We start from the raw sequence: 17,712 nt of genomic DNA on the forward strand, positions 1-17,712 counted from the left end.
ATGTCAACAATCATCGAAATTCAAGGGCTTACCAAAAAATATGGCAACCTTACCGCGCTGGATGACCTGACGCTCAACATTCAGGAAGGGGAAGTGTTTGGCTTCATTGGTCCCAACGGAGCAGGCAAGACCACCACCATGCGCATTCTCACCACGCTACTCAAACCAACCAGCGGCAAAGCATGGGTGGCGGGCGACTCGGTCATCGACAATCCGCGGGCGGTGCGGCGCAACATTGGCTACATGCCCGACTTTTTTGGTGTATACGACGATATGAAAGTGTGGGAGTATCTGGATTTCTTCGCTGCCTGCTACGACATTCCGCAGGCAACACGCCTGGGCATGGTGGACGACTTGTTAGCACTGGTTGATTTGGGCCACAAAAAGGATGCGTTTGTAGACAGCCTGAGCCGGGGCATGAAGCAGCGGCTCTGCCTGGCCCGCACGCTGGCCCACGATCCACAGGTGCTTATTTTGGATGAGCCAGCCAGCGGCTTGGACCCTCGCGCCCGCATCGAAATTCGGGAACTGCTGCGCGAGCTAAAGTCGATGGGCAAGACGATTTTCTTTTCGTCGCATATTTTGTCTGAGGTGGCGGATATTTGCACCAGCATCGCCATTTTGGAGGCAGGTGGATTGGTAGCCTACGGCGACATGGCCGATATGAAACGGCAGCTGCGAGCGCACCGGCTCATTCAGGTGCGTAGCATAGGCGATTTGACGCCATTGCAAGAGTTTTTGCTACGCCATGAGGCGGTAGACAGCATCATCACTGCCGAAGAAGCAGACATTCCCTCAGATTCACTGCGCTTTGATTTTACAGGCGACGATGTGACGTTGAGCCAGCTGCTGGCCAGCCTGATCGCCAACAATTTCCAGGTGGTGGGTTTCCAGGAGGAGACTGGCGATCTGGAAGACGTCTTTTTACAAGTGACAAAAGGGATCGTGAATTGAGGTGGAGATTCCCCAAACGTGTCCGGGCAGGTTGGCACTGGTTTCGTTCGCTGAACGAAAATCCAATCTACTTGCGAGAAAAGGGCAGTTGGGGCAATCCAAATCCTTTTTACGAGACAGTTCGCCGCTACTCACCGTTTGTGGTGATGGGGGCGATTGTGCTGGGACTGTGCGCCGGTTTCAATCCTGGCCTGGTTGGCACGGTTGAAGATGAAGCACTTTTTATTTTTATGTGCGTGGTCTGTTTGCCCGGCACGCTGCTGTCGATGTTAACAATTTATGGCTCGTTTATGGCTCCGGCGTTAACGGCACCGACCATCAGCATGGAAGTTGATCGGGGAACGTGGGACATTTTGCGCCTGACGCCACACTCAACGGCGAGCATTTTGCTGGCGAAGCTGTTTGGCGGGCTGGCGCGGCTGCCCATCTGGCGGGTGATGCTGGCGTTGAGCTGCTTCCAGGCGTTGATGCTGGTTTGCGTGCTGAGCGTGACGGCGGGGACAACGGCCGTTTCCACTTCGCTCAGTGCAGGGTTTTTTAGCCTCTTCATTGGGCTGGGGGCCTTGATACGGCCGTGGGTGGAGGTGCTGTTTGCGGCGTTCATCGGCATGTACATCTCCACCTGGGTGAAGTCGGCTCGGGTGGCCCTGGCAGGCAGCTACGTCATCGTGGTGCTGATGAAGATTTTTAGCAACAGTGCCATCTGGCTGGGCATCTGGAGTTTATTGGGCATGGCTGATGGCGGGGTGTTAACAGGCAGCATTTTAACACCCACCATTTTGTATGGAACGGCCGTACTCTTCCTGTGGTGGGGCATTGTGCGGCAAGCAGGAAAGTTAAGCAGTTGAGACAGACTTCAAAAGTCTTGCGCATCATCTCGCAATTTGCCACCAAGTTCCAAGACTTTTGAAGTCGACGATGTGTTACCCAATTACAATGAACCTTTGAGGCATTATGACCGAACTTGTACAAGAACCAGTCACTAAAAAGAAAAGTTTCATGCAGCGGCTGCGGGAAAATCCTGTCACCGTGAAGGAGTTGCGCAGCCGAATGCGCGGGCGGCGCGCCTTTGTCGTTCTAACCGTGCATCTGCTGGTGATGAGCGGCTTCATCACTCTGGTCTATTCCGCCTTTGCTTCGGCGGCTGGCGGCCCGTTTGGGCCGGATTCCCGCGAGGTGGGTAAGGTAATCTTCAGCTCGGTGCTGGGCTTGCAGGTGATGCTGGTCATTTTTGTGGGTCCATCGTTTACGGCCGGAGCCATCAGCGGCGAAAAGGAGCGGCAAACGTATGATTTGCTGCGCACGACGCTGCTGTCTGCCAAATCGTTTGTAGCGGGTAAGCTGGTCTCGGCACTTAGCTACGTACTGCTACTCATTTTGGTGGCCATTCCGCTGCAAAGCATCGCCTTTTTGATGGGCGGCGTCGCCGTCATTGAACTGGTTTTGTCCCAGGTAATTGTGCTGGTGGCCTCAGTGACTTTCGCTTTATGGGGCCTTTACGCCTCGGCCCGAATGCGCACGACGCTGGCGGCCAGTGTGGTGACCTTTGCCGGGGCACTGTTTATTACGGTAGGTATTCCGGTCATTGTGGGGCTGTTTAGCATGATTTTGAGTCCATTTTTTGCGGGAGCGGCCGTTTTTACCTGGCAAACAGAAGCGGCGTTACTGTACGTGCTTATGTTCCTGGCAGCAACCAATTTACCCGCCACGCTGATTGTAAGCGACATTGTGCTGGTAGAAGAGGGATCGCTTTGGTATTTCAGTACGTCGGTTGGCAGTTTTTCTAGCAGCAGCCACACGATTTGGCTCTTTTCGCCGTGGCCACTCTTTTTAATTTTGTACATTTTGCTGGCTGTGATTTTGTTTTACGCAACCGTGCGGCGCGTGCGCAAAATCGCGACACAATAGAAGATTGGCCACAGAGGGCACAGAGATTTTAGAGGTTTTTCTCTTTTTCCTCTGTGGCCTCTGTGGCAAAAATTATGAACAAAAGATTTGAGGAGTTAAAGCAGCAGTTGAGGCAGTGGAACGGCCGTCGCCGGATGCGTGATGGCTTGCTTTGGCTGCCGCGTGGACTGCTGCTGGGGTTACTGCTGGGCGTCGTCGTGGCCACCTTTGCCCGCTTTCGACCGTTACTCACCAATCAGGAAGTTGGATTAGTTGCTAGTGGCTTGGGGTTAGTTGGGCTAGTCGTGGCGGTGATTGTGCTGCTGGTGCGCCGTTTTGATTTGTTGCAGCAGGCACGATTTGCCGACCGGCAATTTTTGTTGCAGGAGCGGGCAAGTACGGCCGTTGAAATCCACACTGCGCAGCTAACAACATCTCCCACTCTTGCTGAACTGCAACTGAATGATACGCTAACGGCCGTTCAGCGCGTAGACACCAAAGCCAGGCTGCCTTTCACAATCAACCGACAGGATTGGCTGATTATTTTGCTGGCGATTGTGCTGTTGGCAACGGCCGTGCTGCTGCCCAATACCCAAGAATCCGCCCTCCTCAAAAGCCGCGCCATCCAGGAAAGCATTGAGGAGCAGGTAGAAGCACTGGAAGCACTCGAAGAAGAAATTATCCAAAATCCTGAATTGACAGATGCCCAGGAAGAAGAGCTGCTGGAACCAATCCAGAATGCATTGGAAGGGCTAGAGCAAGGCAGTTTGAGCCAGGAAGAAGCGGTGGCCACACTGTCTGAGGCGGAAGCAGAGCTGCGCGAACTGGCAGCCAACAACGATCAATCCAATTTGCAACAATCTCTGCAAGACGCAGGCCAGCCGCTGGCCGAAAACCAAAACAGCCAGTCGCTGGGGCAAAATCTGCAAAATGGCAATCTGGCACAGGCGGGCGCGGCAGCGGCGCAGCTAGCAGATTCTCTGCCTACCCTTTCTGATGAAGAGTTGGCTGAACTGGCGCAAGATTTGGCGGAAACGGCCGCTTCCCTCCAAGATGTTGATTCAGAATTAGCTAACGAACTTGCTGCCGCGGCCGAAGCGTTGCAAAACGGCGACGTGGCTGCTGCCCAACAAGCGCTCCAGCAAGCCGCAGGCACCCTCCAGCAGCGCGCCCACAGCAATGCCTCTGCTAATCAGGCCAACGCTGCCGCCAACCAGCTAGGCGAAGGGCGGCAAGAAGTGGCGCAAACTGGTCAAGGCGCTCAATCCGGCCAGGGCGAACAGGCCGAAGGCAGTGGTCAAGGGCAAAGCGAGGGACAGGGTCAGGGACAAGGTGAAGGCTCTGGACAAGGCAGCGGGCAAGGGCAGGGTCAAGGCAATGGCTCTGGAGATGGCAGCGGCCAAGGGCAAGGATCAGGCCAAGGCAGTGGCGGCGATCAAGGTGTGGGCCAGGGTGGCCCCGGCCCAGGCGGTGGACATGCAGAAAACGTCTATGCGCCCGATCTGGTTGATTTGAGCGGCTTTGAAGGTGAAGACGTAGAGTTACCAGCCGAATGTATTGCCAACCCAGCAGAGTGCGGCGGCCTGCTCAGCGAAAACCCCACCGAGTTTGGCGACGAGCAAAGCATTGTCCCCTACGAGCAGGTCTTTGGCGACTACCGCAACGCCGCCAACGAAGCCCTCGCCGACGACTACATTCCGCTCGGCCTCAAAGGGTACATTCGGGATTACTTCTCGTCGCTGGAACCGTAACCCTCACTTTTTTGTGCGCCACGCCAAGGAAAACAACCCTGGCCAAGCAAATCAACCACCACCCGTCATTTCGACCAAAGGGAGAAATCTTTTATGCTCTCACAAGCCAGCTGGTTACTGCAAGCAGGAGGATTTCTCGCTACCGCTCGAAAAGACAAATGGGAGTAGCCGCGCATTCTTTACGCGATTAAATCATGACAAGGAAAAAACCGTCGCCCACAACGCGCTTTTTTTTTGCTGGCATTTTCTTAGTCGGCATTATTTCATGTCTTATATTCCTAACCATCTATTTCTTAACCTTGCTTTATTCTGATTTTTCCGGAAATGCGACGCTTTTAACCTGGAATCGCATCGCTTACCTTAGTTTGCCAGGCGTTGTTGCCGTTTCACTAGCCTACTTTTCACGAAGGCAAATAAAGCACTTGCTTTTAATTCATTTACTTTTTGTTGGTTTGCTGCTCTCGGTTGCTTGGGGAATTCACACGGTACAATTTAATGAGCAAAAACAAATTTTACAGAATTATTCAGAGTTCATTGATCTGATAAGAAGAGGCGAAACGGAAGAGGCATATTCATTCATGCACCCTGACTACCAACTTTCACACGAAACGCTTGATGTCTCCCACCATACTTGGTTTATGCAGGCAATGAACACGGAAAACATTTCATCTCCATATTCTGTGCATATCAAAAGCAATAATAGTGCCATCATCGTACCCGACCCAAAAACTAATCAATGGTATCATCCAGCGGCAGGCTTTTTTCTCAGACTAGAGAAATTTGATGGCGAATGGTTTTTCACAGGAGTTGGCGGACTGTATTTAGTAGATTAAATAGTATTTTCACCTCGCGCAGAGCGTGGAAGCGAGATCGACAGAGGGTTTTTATGATTGATGAAGCAGTGTTATCTGAACTTTCGGTGGCGGAATTCCGAGAAACGGCCGCTTCCATTGAAAACGAAGTAGGTAAAGTAATCGTCGGGCAGGCGGACGTGGTGCGGACGGTGCTGGTGGGCATTTTCAGCGGCGGGCATGTACTGCTGGAGGGCGTGCCGGGGCTGGGCAAAACGATGCTTATCCGCACGCTGGGGCAGGTGCTTAAGCTGGAGTTTAGCCGCATCCAGTTCACTCCCGACCTGATGCCTGCCGACATCACCGGCACAGAAATCATGGAAGAGGCAGACGGCCGTCGCGAATTTCGCTTTCAACAGGGGCCCGTCTTTGCCAACCTAATTTTGGCCGACGAGATCAATCGCGCCACGCCCAAAACCCAATCTGCCATGCTGGAAGCGATGCAGGAAAAAACAGTGACGGTGGCCAATCACACCTACACCCTGCCGGAACCTTTCTTCGTCTTGGCTACGCAAAATCCCATCGAGCAAGAAGGTACTTACCCCCTGCCAGAAGCGCAGCTAGACCGTTTCCTCTTCAAAATCAACGTCGGCTTTCCCTCGGCTGATGAGCTAACGGAGATTTTGGCGCGCACCACGGGCAAGAGCAATCCCAGCCCAGATGTGGCCGCCGATGGCGAGCGGCTAATCTCCATGCAAGCGTTGGCGCGGCAGGTACCCATCCCCAGCCATGTAAGCCAATATATCAGCCAACTGGTCGTGGCGACCCATCCGGGCAGCAGCCCCGCGCCGCTGGTGGATCAATATGTGCGCTACGGCTCCAGCCCTCGCGGGGCGCAGGCGCTGGTGTTGGGGGCAAAGATTACGGCGTTGTTAGACGGCCGTCTCAACGTCAGTTTCGATGATGTGGCTACCGTCGCCCCGGCTGCCCTCCGCCACCGCCTGCTGCTCAACTTTGAAGGCCAGGCAGAAGGCATCCGCACCGATGACGTCATTGCCGATTTGCTACAGGCGGTGCCAAAAGAGTAATTTTTGAGATTGGAGATTAGCAACCTGCGGTTGCGAGATTGGAAATGAAGCAAATCGTCCAATCTCCAATCTCCAATCTCCAATCTCCCCCATGACCATTTTTGACGAAGCCACCCTCCGCAAACTGGAACAGCTCACCCTCGTCGCCGAGCGGGTGCGCGTAGGTGTGATGAAGGGCGACCGACGCAGCAGCAAGCGCGGCACCTCCATCGAGTTTGCCGATTACCGCAACTACACCAAGGGTGATGACCTGCGGCGGCTAGATTGGAATGTGTATGCCCGGCTGGAACGGCCGTTCATCAAGCTGCTCGAAGAAGAGGAAGATTTAGCCGTCCATCTGCTTGTTGATGCCAGCGCCAGCATGAATTGGCCCGATGTTGACGACGATGAGAACAAGCTGCGCTACGCCCTGAAGCTGGCCGGGGCGTTGGGTCACATTGGACTAACAGCGGGGGATTTAACGGCCGTTACCCTCCTCAGCAGCAGCGGCAACCAGACCTGGGGACCATTTCGCGGGCAGCAAAACAGCCTGCGCCTGCTGCAATTTTTGGAAACTGGCAGCGGCGACGGCATCACCGATTTGAATCAGTCGCTGAAAAATTACGCCCTGCGCGGACGGCGACCTGGCCTGCTCTTTGTTCTCAGCGATTTACTTTCCCCCAACGGCTACCAGGATGGCCTCCATGCCTTGCAATCCCGTGGCTACGAAGTTGGGCTCATTCATCTGCTCAGCCCCGACGAGGTTGAACCACCCGTCACGGGCGATTTGAAGTTGGTGGACATCGAAACGGGCGCGGATGCTGAGATTACACTCGACCCAACGACGCTAGATTTGTACCGCGAGCGGCTGCAAGCGTGGCAAACCGAGATCGCCACCACCTGTGCCAAGCGGCACATCCACTACATCCCCCTCACCACCGATTTACCCTGGGAAAAGCTCGTCATGCAAACCCTCCGCGTGAAGGGTGTGGTTCGATAAGGTGTCTTTCTTAACCCCCCTCTTCCTGCTTTTGGGCCTACTGGCTGGGCCAATTATCATTTTGTACATGCTGCGGCTGCGACGGCGCGAGGTCATGGTGAGCAGCACGCTGCTGTGGCAAAAGCTGCTGCGCGACCGCGAGGCCAACGCCCCGTGGCAAAAGCTCCGCCGCAATTTACTGCTCATCCTGCAACTAATTATTTTGGCCGCGCTGGTCTTTGGGTTGGCACGGCCGTTTCTGCCCACACCCTCCATCATCAGCGGCAGCGTCGTCGTGCTGCTCGATGCGTCCGCCTCCATGCAGGCCACCGACGTAGAGCCAACTCGCTTTGCCGCCGCCAAGGCGGAAGTGGCGCGGCTGATCAGCGATTTGGGCGGGGACAGCCAGATGACGCTGATCAAAGTGGGTCAGACGCCCACCGTGTTGGCCGCCGCCACCAACGACCGCACACAGCTCCAGCGCGTGCTTGATGACGTGCAGCCGGATCCGGCTGATGCGGCCTGGAATGCGGCTTTTGCGTTGGCTACGGGGGCGGCGCAGGGTTTTAGGGACGGCCGTATCGTCATCATTTCTGACGGGGGCTTGCCAAATAATTTACCGCCGCTGCCTGTAGAATCCATCTACCTGCCCATTGGCGAGAGCGGCGAGAATCTGGCCATCACGGCACTGGCCACCCGCGAATTAGAGGGCAGCATCCAGCTTTTTGCCAGCGTGCAAAATGAGGGGCTGATTGATCGTGAGACGCTGCTCAGCATCGATTTGGACGGCACACTGTTTGATGCCCGCCGCCTGACGGTGCCTGCGGGCAACGCCGTCAACGCTACCTGGGATTTGCCGCCCGGCACGGCCACCATCCGCGCCCACCTAAGCGACAACGCCGGTGATTTTTTGCCGCTGGACGATGTGGCTTGGGCCGTACACGAGGGCGGCGTGAGCAATCGCACGCTGCTGGTGACGGAGGGCAATCTCTTTTTGGAGCAGGTGTTCACCGTCCTGCCCGGCATTGAGGCATTTAAGGTGCCGCCCGGCAGCGATTTGCTCGACCCGGAAACGTTTGATTATGATCTGGTCATCTTCGATGGCGTAGCTTTGCCTGACCCACCCCCCGCCGCTGACATGCTGATCATCAATCCGCAAGCGGGTGGTGAAAGTGGCTTGTTTAGCGTGACCGGCACGTTCTCAAACACAATTACAACACGGCTGGAGGAATCGCCGCTGCTGCAATTTGTGGATTGGAGCGAGGTGGATGTGCGGCAGGCGCAGCAGGTGTCTGCCCCGTGGGCGCAAACGCTGGTGGCGGCCGAGGGCGGGCCGCTGCTGCAAATTGGCGAGCGCAGTGGCTACCGCATTGCCCTGCTCACGTTTGACCTGCGCGACTCGGACCTGCCGCTGCAAATTGCATTTCCCATCTTAATGGCTAATATTACAGGCTGGCTCAGCCCCGGACGCGCCTTTGATGCGCCGACGGGACTCCAGCCGGGTGATCCGGTGGCGGTGGTGCCGGGGGCAAGCAGTACGGCCGTTCTCGTACAAAAACCAGACGGCAGCCGCTGGACAGCCGAAGTGGGCGAGGAAGATTTGTTCTTTACAGAGACGGACGCGCCCGGCCTGTACACCGTCCTGCTGCGCGACGCGGCGGCGGATCGGCCAGCGGGCAGCTTTGCCGTCAACCTGTTTAGCCCAGCAGAATCGGCGATTCGCCCGGTGGAAAGTTTGCAAATTGGGCAAACGCAGGTTGAAACCGAAGATGAAGGCGACGTGGGTCAGCGCGAACTGTGGCCCTGGCTGCTGGCCATCGCCGTCGCCGTGCTGATTGTGGAATGGTGGGTACACCATCGCGGCACCCGTTGGCCCAAACTGCCTGAATTTTCGGCTCTGAATCGTCTGCGGGAGCGATGAATCATTCATCAAAGATTTCGAAGATTTTCAGGATTTCTCGTTAGCATGAGCGTCATACCCGCCTACGCGGGTATCCAGTTTCATCAGTTTTTGCGGGAATGACAGTTCAAATTGTTTTCACTTAAGAGGATGTGAATTTATGGAATATACTGGATACCAAGTCCACGTTAAAAAGCGAATTCCATTTCTTCAAGCACTGCTTGATTTTTACTGCGGAAATGCTCTGATTTCGTTTGAAGGCAATTTATCCGCTGCTGATTTTAGAGAAATTCCTGTCATATCTAGCGAACCAACGGAACTCCTTAGGCGCGGAACCAAATGGCCTTTGTATGATTTTGTCATTCTTCCGCTGGAAGAAGCCACTTTAGATTTGCTAAAGAAAAATGTGTTAAACCAAATAGGTGTTCAGAAAAAAGTAGATCATATTCTCATCGCAAAAAATGAAGAAAAAGTTACAGTTATTCATGATCGTTTTCATCCCGATTCTGTTTGGGTAAGACGTGACTTTCCATCAACAACCCTTCAAGAACTTCAAGAAAAAAAGGTTATCAGCTCCTACAAACCTGTTACTTGGGGAAAGTAAATCATCACAATTTTTATTTTATGCGTGAACAAGCCAGCCTAGAAACAGAACAGACAGCGACAGCTAGAGCCCGATGGTGGTGGGTTTTGGCTGGTTTGGCGCTGGTGCTGCTGGTTTGGCTGGTGGTCATGTTTAGTGGCTCGCGTCCGTTGAAGATTTGGGGGGATACGGCCGTTTCCCCTAACAGCACCCTCAATCCCCAAGCCACCCTCGTCGATTTTGACGCCCTGAACGACAATCCCTCAGATTATGTTAACCAACGCATTCGCGTCAGCGGCAACTATTTGCAGCTAGAGCCAGTAGACTGTGCCCAGTTTAGCGGCCCACGCATTCAGTGGGGGTTGGTCGCCGCCAGCTTGCAGCTTAACGCCCGCGGCTTTGAAGCGATTGTGCTGCCCATCGTGCCGCCCAACACGCAAATGACGCTGCAAGGCATCTGGCGCCGCTACCCAGGCCCAGCGGGCTGCGGCAAAGAGCCAGACCGGGGCTTGTGGTATTTGGAAGTGGAGCAAATCGTAGCCCCAAACCCGCTAGTGGCAGGTACAGCCACACCCGTTGGTGTATTATCCGTCACACCACCAGCCTTTCCTACGGTTACACCAACCGTCATTGATGGCAGCCAACCGCCAGCACTCGGTACGCCCATCCCCAACGTGACGATTGTGAGCACAGTGATTGTGAATACCCCGATTGGTGGCATACCAACTGTTATCGGAACGGTCGTTGCCGGCACACCAACCTTCACCCCCACCATCCTAGCCACAGCTACGAACACACCCACACCTGGCCTCGGCACGCCAACGGCCGTTCCCGGCACAGCCAGCCCTACACCAACGCCAACCGCCAGCAGCACACCGGGTAGCGGGCCAACAGACCCCACGCCCACAAGCGCATCGTTTGTCACCGCCACGCCCGGCAACGGCTATCCGGCCCCCACATCCCCCGCCCCGACCAACACACCGTCCTCTTACCCATAACTGGGTAATTTGTGGACAATTACTCGGTTACCAAATTACTTAAATTCCAATTCCGGAGCAATTATGAACTTACCATTCGCGCCATCCGTCACCCCGCCAACAGAAGAAGTGACCGCTGCCCTCTGGTTTATCTTTCGCGGCAGCGATTTGCTGGTGATGGAGAATGGCGAAACGGCCGACTTGCCAACCAACCACTACAGCCTCACCCTGCTGCGGCAGCATTATTTGGGCAAAATTGAGGGGGAAACGGCCGTTACCCATTGCTACGCCGCCGAGATTGCCGAAGAAACCGAACCGCCCACCGGTATGCAGTTTGCCGGGCTACGCCAACTGTTCAACCGCCTGCCAATGAATCATTTGTGGCTGGCTGGCCGCGCCGTGCAAATTATTGATTGGGACCGTACCCATCAATTTTGCAGCCGCTGTGCCACCCCCAACAAAATTCTGGATTACGAACGGGCTAAAAAATGCCCCAACTGTGGCCTCACGACATATCCGCGCATCTCCCCAGCCATCATTGTGCGGATTGATCGGGTAATTGATGGGGTGCCTCATTTGCTGCTGGCCAGAAACGGCCGTTGGCGACCCAACTGGTATAGCGTATTAGCAGGTTTCGTAGAGCCGGGGGAAACGTTAGAGGAATGTGTCCATCGGGAAGTGTTTGAAGAGGTAGGGATTCGCCTGAAAAACGTGCGCTATTTTGGCAGCCAGCCCTGGCCCTTCCCCAATTCGCTTATGGTGGGTTTTACGGCCGAATACGCCAGCGGCAACATCGTGTTAGAGGAAGAAGAGATTGAAGATGCCAACTGGTTTACCGTTGACACTTTGCCTAACTTGCCGAGCAGCATGAGCATTGCCCGGCGGCTAGTGGATGCTTTTGTGAATCAGCACACAGACAAAGATTTGTAGAATCCAAACGCTCCATCTCATCCTTCACAATTAGCTTCAATCTTCAAACAATCGCACTTCGATAGGTTCTTTTGCCTCAGCAGACCATTGCAAAAGGTCTGGGGGGCAATCAGGAAATCCCTGTCGTTCTGGGACAAGTCGCAAAAATGTTAGCTGGACATCTTCGCGCAGCAACCGTTGTTCGTCCTCAAATACCGGAATCCATGAGCCTGTATTCACATACCATTGCTTAACGCCAGAGTCCACAGATGATGGCAAAGGAACGCTCATAGCAGCATGGTCATGGCCAAAAATAAAGTATGGGATCTGGCTTACGCCTTCAACTTTGTTCAAAGCTGACGCCACTTCTGCCGCCACGTCGCGTAAATAAGGTGAGACCAATAGCTGATCCAACAGTCGAATGAAAAAGGATGAAATAAAGCCTAACAAGCCAGCCAGAACAATGACCCCAACCGTTGCCGGATAGTTTCCATCCACAAAAAAGCGAATCGCTATCAGCAAAGCTAGCAAGGCAGCTACCTTAAAAAGCAAGCTAGATAGTGTACCAGCGGTAGACCACCGGGAAGCCCGCTTCAGCTTTAGCTGCATTTTGGCTTGTATGGCAAGCCGTTCCTGTTCAAATTGTCCGATTGATGTCGATAAATCTGCTTCTGGCAGAAAAACCTCCTGCGGATTCTGCCTCCTCCGCCAATCGTTAAATTGCTTTCGCTTCATTTTGGTTACGGCAACCAGGTAGCGGGGCAAAATATCGACGACAACGCGAGCGGCCGCAGACGGCGCATTGCGAATGACCCAATTAATGTATTTAATAATGGGCTTCATATTGTCGGCAAAGGGATGAATTTCCTCTACCTGGTTGAAAAAGTAGCGTACAAAAAAGGAGCCTGAGGGGAGTTCAATGAGCTCTGGGGCATTGGGCAGGCGAGGATCGCAAAAGTTGGTGAAAGCATTGATGGGATCGTATTGACAGCCATGCTCTACATAAAACAGACCCGGCTCGTATAAATAATCCGGGGGAAAGAAGACGCTCTGGTGCAAATCGACCATGTTGAGCTTGTCTGGCATATCTTCTAGCAACAGCAGCAGGGCATGAGGATCGTCGGGAACGGCCGTTTCCCGCCAAGATTTATATGCTTGCTGCAACAGCAACCGTAGGCGCACCTGCACCTCAGGCCAATAAAGTTCTACATCATGATTCCCCTTTAACAGGTGCAGTTCATTGCCCGGTTGAGCTACAAACCAGGCCAATGCCTGAAAAAAGCATGGATGGCCTTCAGCAATTTTTTCCAGCTTCCAGGCAGTTTCTAGCTCAGAGGTACCCAAGCCATATTTTTGTTCATTCGCCGTTAACCGGGCGTTGGGTTCGCCCTTTGCCCGGCCTAGCTCTGCTCCCTCCGGCAAGGCGACAACCTGCAAAAAGTCGAAGATGTCGCCGTTGATGATGAGCTTCCAGGGAATGTTATAATACTCTACGGCCGTTTCCCGCCGACTGAGCTTCACATGATGGACAACAAACTGGGCAAAAGGGACGTCCTGAAAAAAATCTTCATTTCGGTGGATCAGTCCATTAGCCGGATTACGACCTTCGCTTAGATGAAAATCACTCAGAAACAAGTAATTAAACTGTTGCGCCATCTACGAATCTCCAAAATGTGGTGGGTCATGAATTGTAAGGAAGTATGAATGGTTTCGTCAGTACACTGAGGCAGCCGTTGTGCAGATGCTCTATGCTCTAATAATGGTGATCGTGGGAAAACGCTCGCATCTGCCAAAAGTAGGAAAAGTATAGCACAACCGTACCTTGGCTGTGAAAACAGCCTTCGTTACAATGACATCGAAACATCACATCTTCACTAAAACGAACGTAAAAATCCAAAACTTCCTGCAATGGAATTATGTAAAAACCAAAAAGAATTGTAAATTAGAAAAGTCTTGAAATTGGTTTTTACTTGAGCAAACCACAGAGAAATCGCTTTTCATTTTTTACATTACTTTCTGTGGTTTGCATAAAAAGGGGTCTATTTGTGAAAAACATTATCGTGACAGGCGGTGCTGGCTTTATCGGTGCCAACTTTGTTCTCCACATGCTCAACAAATATGATGATTACAACATCATCGTCTACGACAAACTGACGTATGCCGGTAATCTGGACAATTTGCTCGATGTGAAAGACGATCCGCGCTATGCCTTTGTCCAAGGCGACATTTGCGATGCCGAGATGGTGGAAGCCACCATTCAAAAATATGACGCAGACACCATCGTTAACTTTGCGGCCGAAACGCACGTTGATCGCTCCATTATGAATCCAGATGCGTTTATTCAAACTGGCGTGTACGGTACGTACGTGCTGCTGGAAGCTGCCAAGAAGCACGGGATGCGCTACCATCAAATTTCCACCGATGAAGTGTACGGCCACATCCCGGAAGGGTACTCCAGCGTAGAAACTGACAAGCTCGACCCACGCAGCCCGTATGCTGCCAGCAAGGCCAGTGGCGATCTGTTGGTAAATGCGTACTTCATCACCTATGGTTTGCCGGTGACCATTACGCGCGGGTCTAACAACATCGGGCCGTTCCAATACCCGGAAAAGGTCGTGCCGCTGTTTGCCACCAACGCGATTGATGAAGAACCGCTGCCGCTGTATGGCGACGGCCGTCAGATGCGTGAATATCAGTACGTGATTGACCATTGCGAAGCGATTGACTTGGTGCTGCACAAAGGCGTGCTGGGCGAGGCGTACAACATCGGTACAGGCGAAGAGATGGAAAATGTGGAGATGGTGGAAATCTTGCTAAAGACGCTCAATCGGCCACACGATTTGATCAAGCATGTAAAAGATCGTGAAGGCCACGACCGCCGCTACAGCCTGAACATTGACAAAATCAAGGCCCTCGGCTGGGTACCCAGACATACATCCGCTGAGGCTGTGGAGAAAACGGCCGTCTGGTACCGCGAAAATGAGTGGTGGTGGCGCAAAATCAAATCCGGTGCGTTCAAAGAGTATTACGAAAAGCAGTATGGCCACCGCTGGCAAACCGAAAAGTAACTTTTTCTTAGGACTGGCAGTCCTCAACAGAGAAGTTAGAAAAATGAAGAAGCAGGACTACCAGTCCTGACGGAAAAAGACCTGCGACGAATGTCGTGGGTCTTTTTGTTTGGATTATACGTTTCTAAGTAGTGCCACCAGACAATAGCGGTCCTGTGATATAATGATGCGCGATTTATTTTGCCCATTAACCCTTCGCCGGATGCCTTCACGCTACTTTGCGAAGGGTTTTATTATGGAACTGTCTATGCGTAAATTCATTATTTTTTGTATAGGTGTGACCCTGCTGCTTTTGGCAGCTTGCCAGGGGAATGAGCTAGGAGACACGGCCGTTACCAGCCAAGAAACCCCCACACCACCCATTGTGAACACGGCCGTTCCCCCCACCAACACGCCACCACCCCCACCCGTCATCGAAGAAGAAGCCGTAGCGGCTGACCCCACTCAAGAGCCGGCTACAAACGTGCCCCCCACCGAGGCACCACCAACCGCCACCCCAACCGTGACGCCCATTCCCGAAAACCTGGTCAGCAGCATTAGCCTGGAACCTGTAGTGAGTGGCTTGAACCAGCCACTCTACGTGACCCACGCCTTTGATGACCGCCTTTTCATTGTGGAGCAAGATGGCCTCATTAAGATTTTTCAGGATGGTGCGCTGCTACCTACGCCATTTATCGACTTGACCGGGTCGGTTGGCTACAACAGCAATGAGCAAGGTTTGCTAGGTCTGGCCTTCCACCCCAGTTACCAGGAAAATGGCTACTTTTTTGTAAACTACACGGATGAGAACGGCCGTACCAACATCGCCCGGTACCGCGTCACAGAAGACCTTAACGTAGCTGACCCCGCCAGCGGGCAAATCCTGCTCACCATTCCCCAGCCATTCGCCAACCACAATGGCGGCATGGTTGCTTTTGGGCCAGACGGCTACCTGTACGTGGGCATGGGCGATGGCGGCAGCCAGGGCGACCCGCAAAATCATGGACAAAATCCAGGCACATTGCTGGGCAGCATCCTGCGGCTGGACGTAGACAGTGCCGACGGCAGTTACACCATCCCCGCCGACAATCCATTCATCAACGATCCCAACGCTCGCCCAGAAGTGTGGGCTTATGGCTTCCGCAACCCGTGGCGTTTTAGCTTCGACCGCGCTACGGACGATTTGTTTATAGCCGATGTGGGGCAAAACAATTGGGAAGAGGTGAGCTGGCTGACTAATGGCACCCCTGCTGGCCAAAATTTCGGCTGGAACCCGATGGAAGGGAATCATTGTTACCAATCAAGCTGTGACCCAGCAGCATTTGTGCCGGCCATTTTTGAGTATGACCACACGCAGGGCTGCTCGATTAGCGGGGGGTATGTTTACCGAGGCGAACAGTTTCTGAGCCTGTACGGCAACTACTTTGTTTCCGACTTTTGCAGCGGCATCATCTGGGGTATCTTCCAAAACGCAGACGGCCGTTGGCAATCCACCGTCGTGTACGAAAGCAACCTAAATATCAACAGTTTCGGCGAAGATGCCAATGGGGAGCTGTATGTGGTGGCGCGCACCGGACAAATTTTGCAAATACGGCCGTAAAATCAGCCACCCTGTCTGCAAGCAGCAAGTTTGCACGTCAGCACTGGTCACTTGCAAACCTGCAAATTTAAAAACCCATCATCGCAAGGAGTACCATCATCATGACCCAAGTTTCAAAAGCGCGTCAGATCACCCTGTTTGCCTTGTTTGTTCTACTGTTAACTATACTGCATTCCAGCAGCTTTCTGGTTGAGGCGGGTAGCTTCCCACCTAGCCCAGACAACTACTGGAATGCGGGCACTTTGCCGCTGCCCAGCAACAGCCAGGGCAACCTGGAACATTGCACGCTGGAAAGCAACAATCTCAAAACACCCTACAACGAAGTAGGCTTTAACGTCTATACCCCTCCTGGTTACGCCAGCGGCAATCAAACTTATCCGGTGATTTACTTGCTGCACGGCGTAAGCGGCAACGAATACAACTATTTTAATGGCTTTAACTACAATACCTTTTTTAGCGGCAGCAGCGGCAGCTTGCCCGGCCTTATCGACAGCGGGCTGGCGGAGGAGGCGATTTTGGTCTTTGTCAATGGTGGCAAGGGTAGCTTCTACGACGATTGGGACGACAGCACGGGCAACGGCCCTAGCTCCAGCTTCCCCATTCTGTCAGAGACGGTCATCATGCAGGATGTCATTCCATTTATCGACGCTAATTTCCGCACCATTGCCAACAGAAACGGCCGTGCCATTGAGGGTTTTTCCATGGGCAGCCGGGGTGCCATCAAGCTAGCATTTAGCTACCCGGATCAATTCTGCTCTACCATCGCCTACGCTGGCGCAGCCTTTGAAGCCATACCCAACTCCGCTGGCTCCGACCACCCCCGATTGGGCGATTTACCAACGGAATATAAAGTTTCCACCATCACCGCCAACAATGCAGCCGCTATTCAGACCAATGGCGTGCAAATTCGCCTAGTGGATGGCGCAGGAGACGGGGCAGCAGGCCAGGGTGGAGGCATTGATGATCTGACTGTTCAGTTAAACGATCTGGGCATTGCCCATGAGTATGAACCAAATTTGGCCGGCGTGACCAGCCATGAATGGTCACAATATCACCAAGTAACTGGTGCGTATGGGCTTAATTTTCATTTTGCCTGCTTTAATGCTGCCAGCAGCGTACTGCCTGCGCCAATCATTTTGGGCAGCGGCGATTTGTTTACCTATCTTCCCCTCGTCTTAAACCCCGACACAGCTCCCCCACCAGTGGCAGGAACCTGCAATTAGCCTGGTAACCATCAACTATGAAAATGAGCAGCGTAATATGAGTT

The 17,712-nt window shown here is 53.4% G+C and carries 15 protein-coding genes; 14 read left to right on the forward strand and 1 reads right to left on the reverse strand.

What is annotated here, in order from left to right:
- The 11 genes from ACOQPU_RS13835 (at position 1) to nudC (ending at position 11,819) form a co-directional block, all read left to right on the forward strand.
- Positions 1–954, forward strand: a complete 954-nt coding sequence (locus tag ACOQPU_RS13835; protein WP_420645681.1) for an ATP-binding cassette domain-containing protein — start codon at positions 1–3, stop codon at positions 952–954.
- A complete protein-coding gene (locus ACOQPU_RS13840) occupies positions 951–1,802 on the forward strand; it encodes an ABC transporter permease (protein WP_420645682.1) in 852 nt (283 codons plus the stop codon). Before ACOQPU_RS13835 ends, ACOQPU_RS13840 begins: the two co-directional genes overlap by 4 nt.
- 106 nt (positions 1,803–1,908) lie before the next feature.
- Complete coding sequence (locus tag ACOQPU_RS13845) at positions 1,909–2,862, forward strand: ABC transporter permease (RefSeq protein WP_420645683.1); 954 nt, start codon at positions 1,909–1,911, stop codon at positions 2,860–2,862.
- A 74-nt stretch (positions 2,863–2,936) separates the two neighbouring features.
- On the forward strand, positions 2,937–4,592 hold the full coding sequence (locus tag ACOQPU_RS13850; RefSeq protein WP_420645684.1) for a hypothetical protein: 1,656 nt from the start codon (positions 2,937–2,939) through the stop codon (positions 4,590–4,592).
- Between the two features lie 194 nt (positions 4,593–4,786).
- Entirely contained in the window at positions 4,787–5,425 is a 639-nt protein-coding gene (locus tag ACOQPU_RS13855; RefSeq protein WP_420645685.1) for a hypothetical protein, read from the forward strand.
- A gap of 53 nt (positions 5,426–5,478) precedes the next feature.
- A complete protein-coding gene (locus ACOQPU_RS13860) occupies positions 5,479–6,471 on the forward strand; it encodes an AAA family ATPase (protein WP_420645686.1) in 993 nt (330 codons plus the stop codon).
- A gap of 91 nt (positions 6,472–6,562) precedes the next feature.
- On the forward strand, positions 6,563–7,450 hold the full coding sequence (locus ACOQPU_RS13865; RefSeq protein WP_420645687.1) for a DUF58 domain-containing protein: 888 nt from the start codon (positions 6,563–6,565) through the stop codon (positions 7,448–7,450).
- Position 7,451: 1 nt separating this feature from the next.
- Positions 7,452–9,350 (forward strand): vWA domain-containing protein, encoded by a 1,899-nt coding sequence (locus ACOQPU_RS13870; RefSeq protein WP_420645688.1) that lies wholly within the window; start codon positions 7,452–7,454, stop codon positions 9,348–9,350.
- A gap of 139 nt (positions 9,351–9,489) precedes the next feature.
- Complete coding sequence (locus tag ACOQPU_RS13875; RefSeq protein WP_420645689.1) at positions 9,490–9,933, forward strand: hypothetical protein; 444 nt, start codon at positions 9,490–9,492, stop codon at positions 9,931–9,933.
- Between the two features lie 20 nt (positions 9,934–9,953).
- Positions 9,954–10,910 carry a hypothetical protein gene (locus ACOQPU_RS13880; RefSeq protein ID WP_420645690.1) on the forward strand — a complete coding sequence of 319 codons (957 nt, stop codon included), beginning with the start codon at positions 9,954–9,956 and terminating at the stop codon, positions 10,908–10,910.
- 63 nt (positions 10,911–10,973) lie between these two features.
- The gene (gene nudC, locus ACOQPU_RS13885) at positions 10,974–11,819 is read left to right on the forward strand and encodes an NAD(+) diphosphatase (protein ID WP_420645691.1); all 846 of its coding nucleotides are present in this window, start codon (positions 10,974–10,976) and stop codon (positions 11,817–11,819) included.
- A gap of 36 nt (positions 11,820–11,855) precedes the next feature.
- On the opposite strand, the gene ACOQPU_RS13890 is transcribed toward nudC, so the two are convergent.
- Positions 11,856–13,454: a hypothetical protein gene (locus ACOQPU_RS13890; RefSeq protein ID WP_420645692.1), complete on the reverse strand. Its 1,599-nt coding sequence runs from the start codon at positions 13,452–13,454 to the stop codon at positions 11,856–11,858.
- A gap of 389 nt (positions 13,455–13,843) precedes the next feature.
- On the opposite strand from ACOQPU_RS13890, the gene rfbB reads away from it, so the two are divergent.
- The 3 genes from rfbB (at position 13,844) to ACOQPU_RS13905 (ending at position 17,668) form a co-directional block, all read left to right on the forward strand.
- Positions 13,844–14,866 (forward strand): dTDP-glucose 4,6-dehydratase, encoded by a 1,023-nt coding sequence (gene rfbB, locus ACOQPU_RS13895; RefSeq protein WP_420645693.1) that lies wholly within the window; start codon positions 13,844–13,846, stop codon positions 14,864–14,866.
- 247 nt (positions 14,867–15,113) lie between these two features.
- Positions 15,114–16,445 (forward strand): PQQ-dependent sugar dehydrogenase, encoded by a 1,332-nt coding sequence (locus tag ACOQPU_RS13900; RefSeq protein ID WP_420645694.1) that lies wholly within the window; start codon positions 15,114–15,116, stop codon positions 16,443–16,445.
- Between the two features lie 101 nt (positions 16,446–16,546).
- A complete protein-coding gene (locus ACOQPU_RS13905) occupies positions 16,547–17,668 on the forward strand; it encodes an alpha/beta hydrolase (RefSeq protein ID WP_420645695.1) in 1,122 nt (373 codons plus the stop codon).
- The last annotated feature ends 44 nt before the right edge of the window (positions 17,669–17,712 follow it).

Origin of the sequence: Candidatus Leptofilum sp. (assembly GCF_965223285.1) — a bacterium.
GTDB lineage: Bacteria > Chloroflexota > Anaerolineae > Promineifilales > Promineifilaceae > Leptofilum.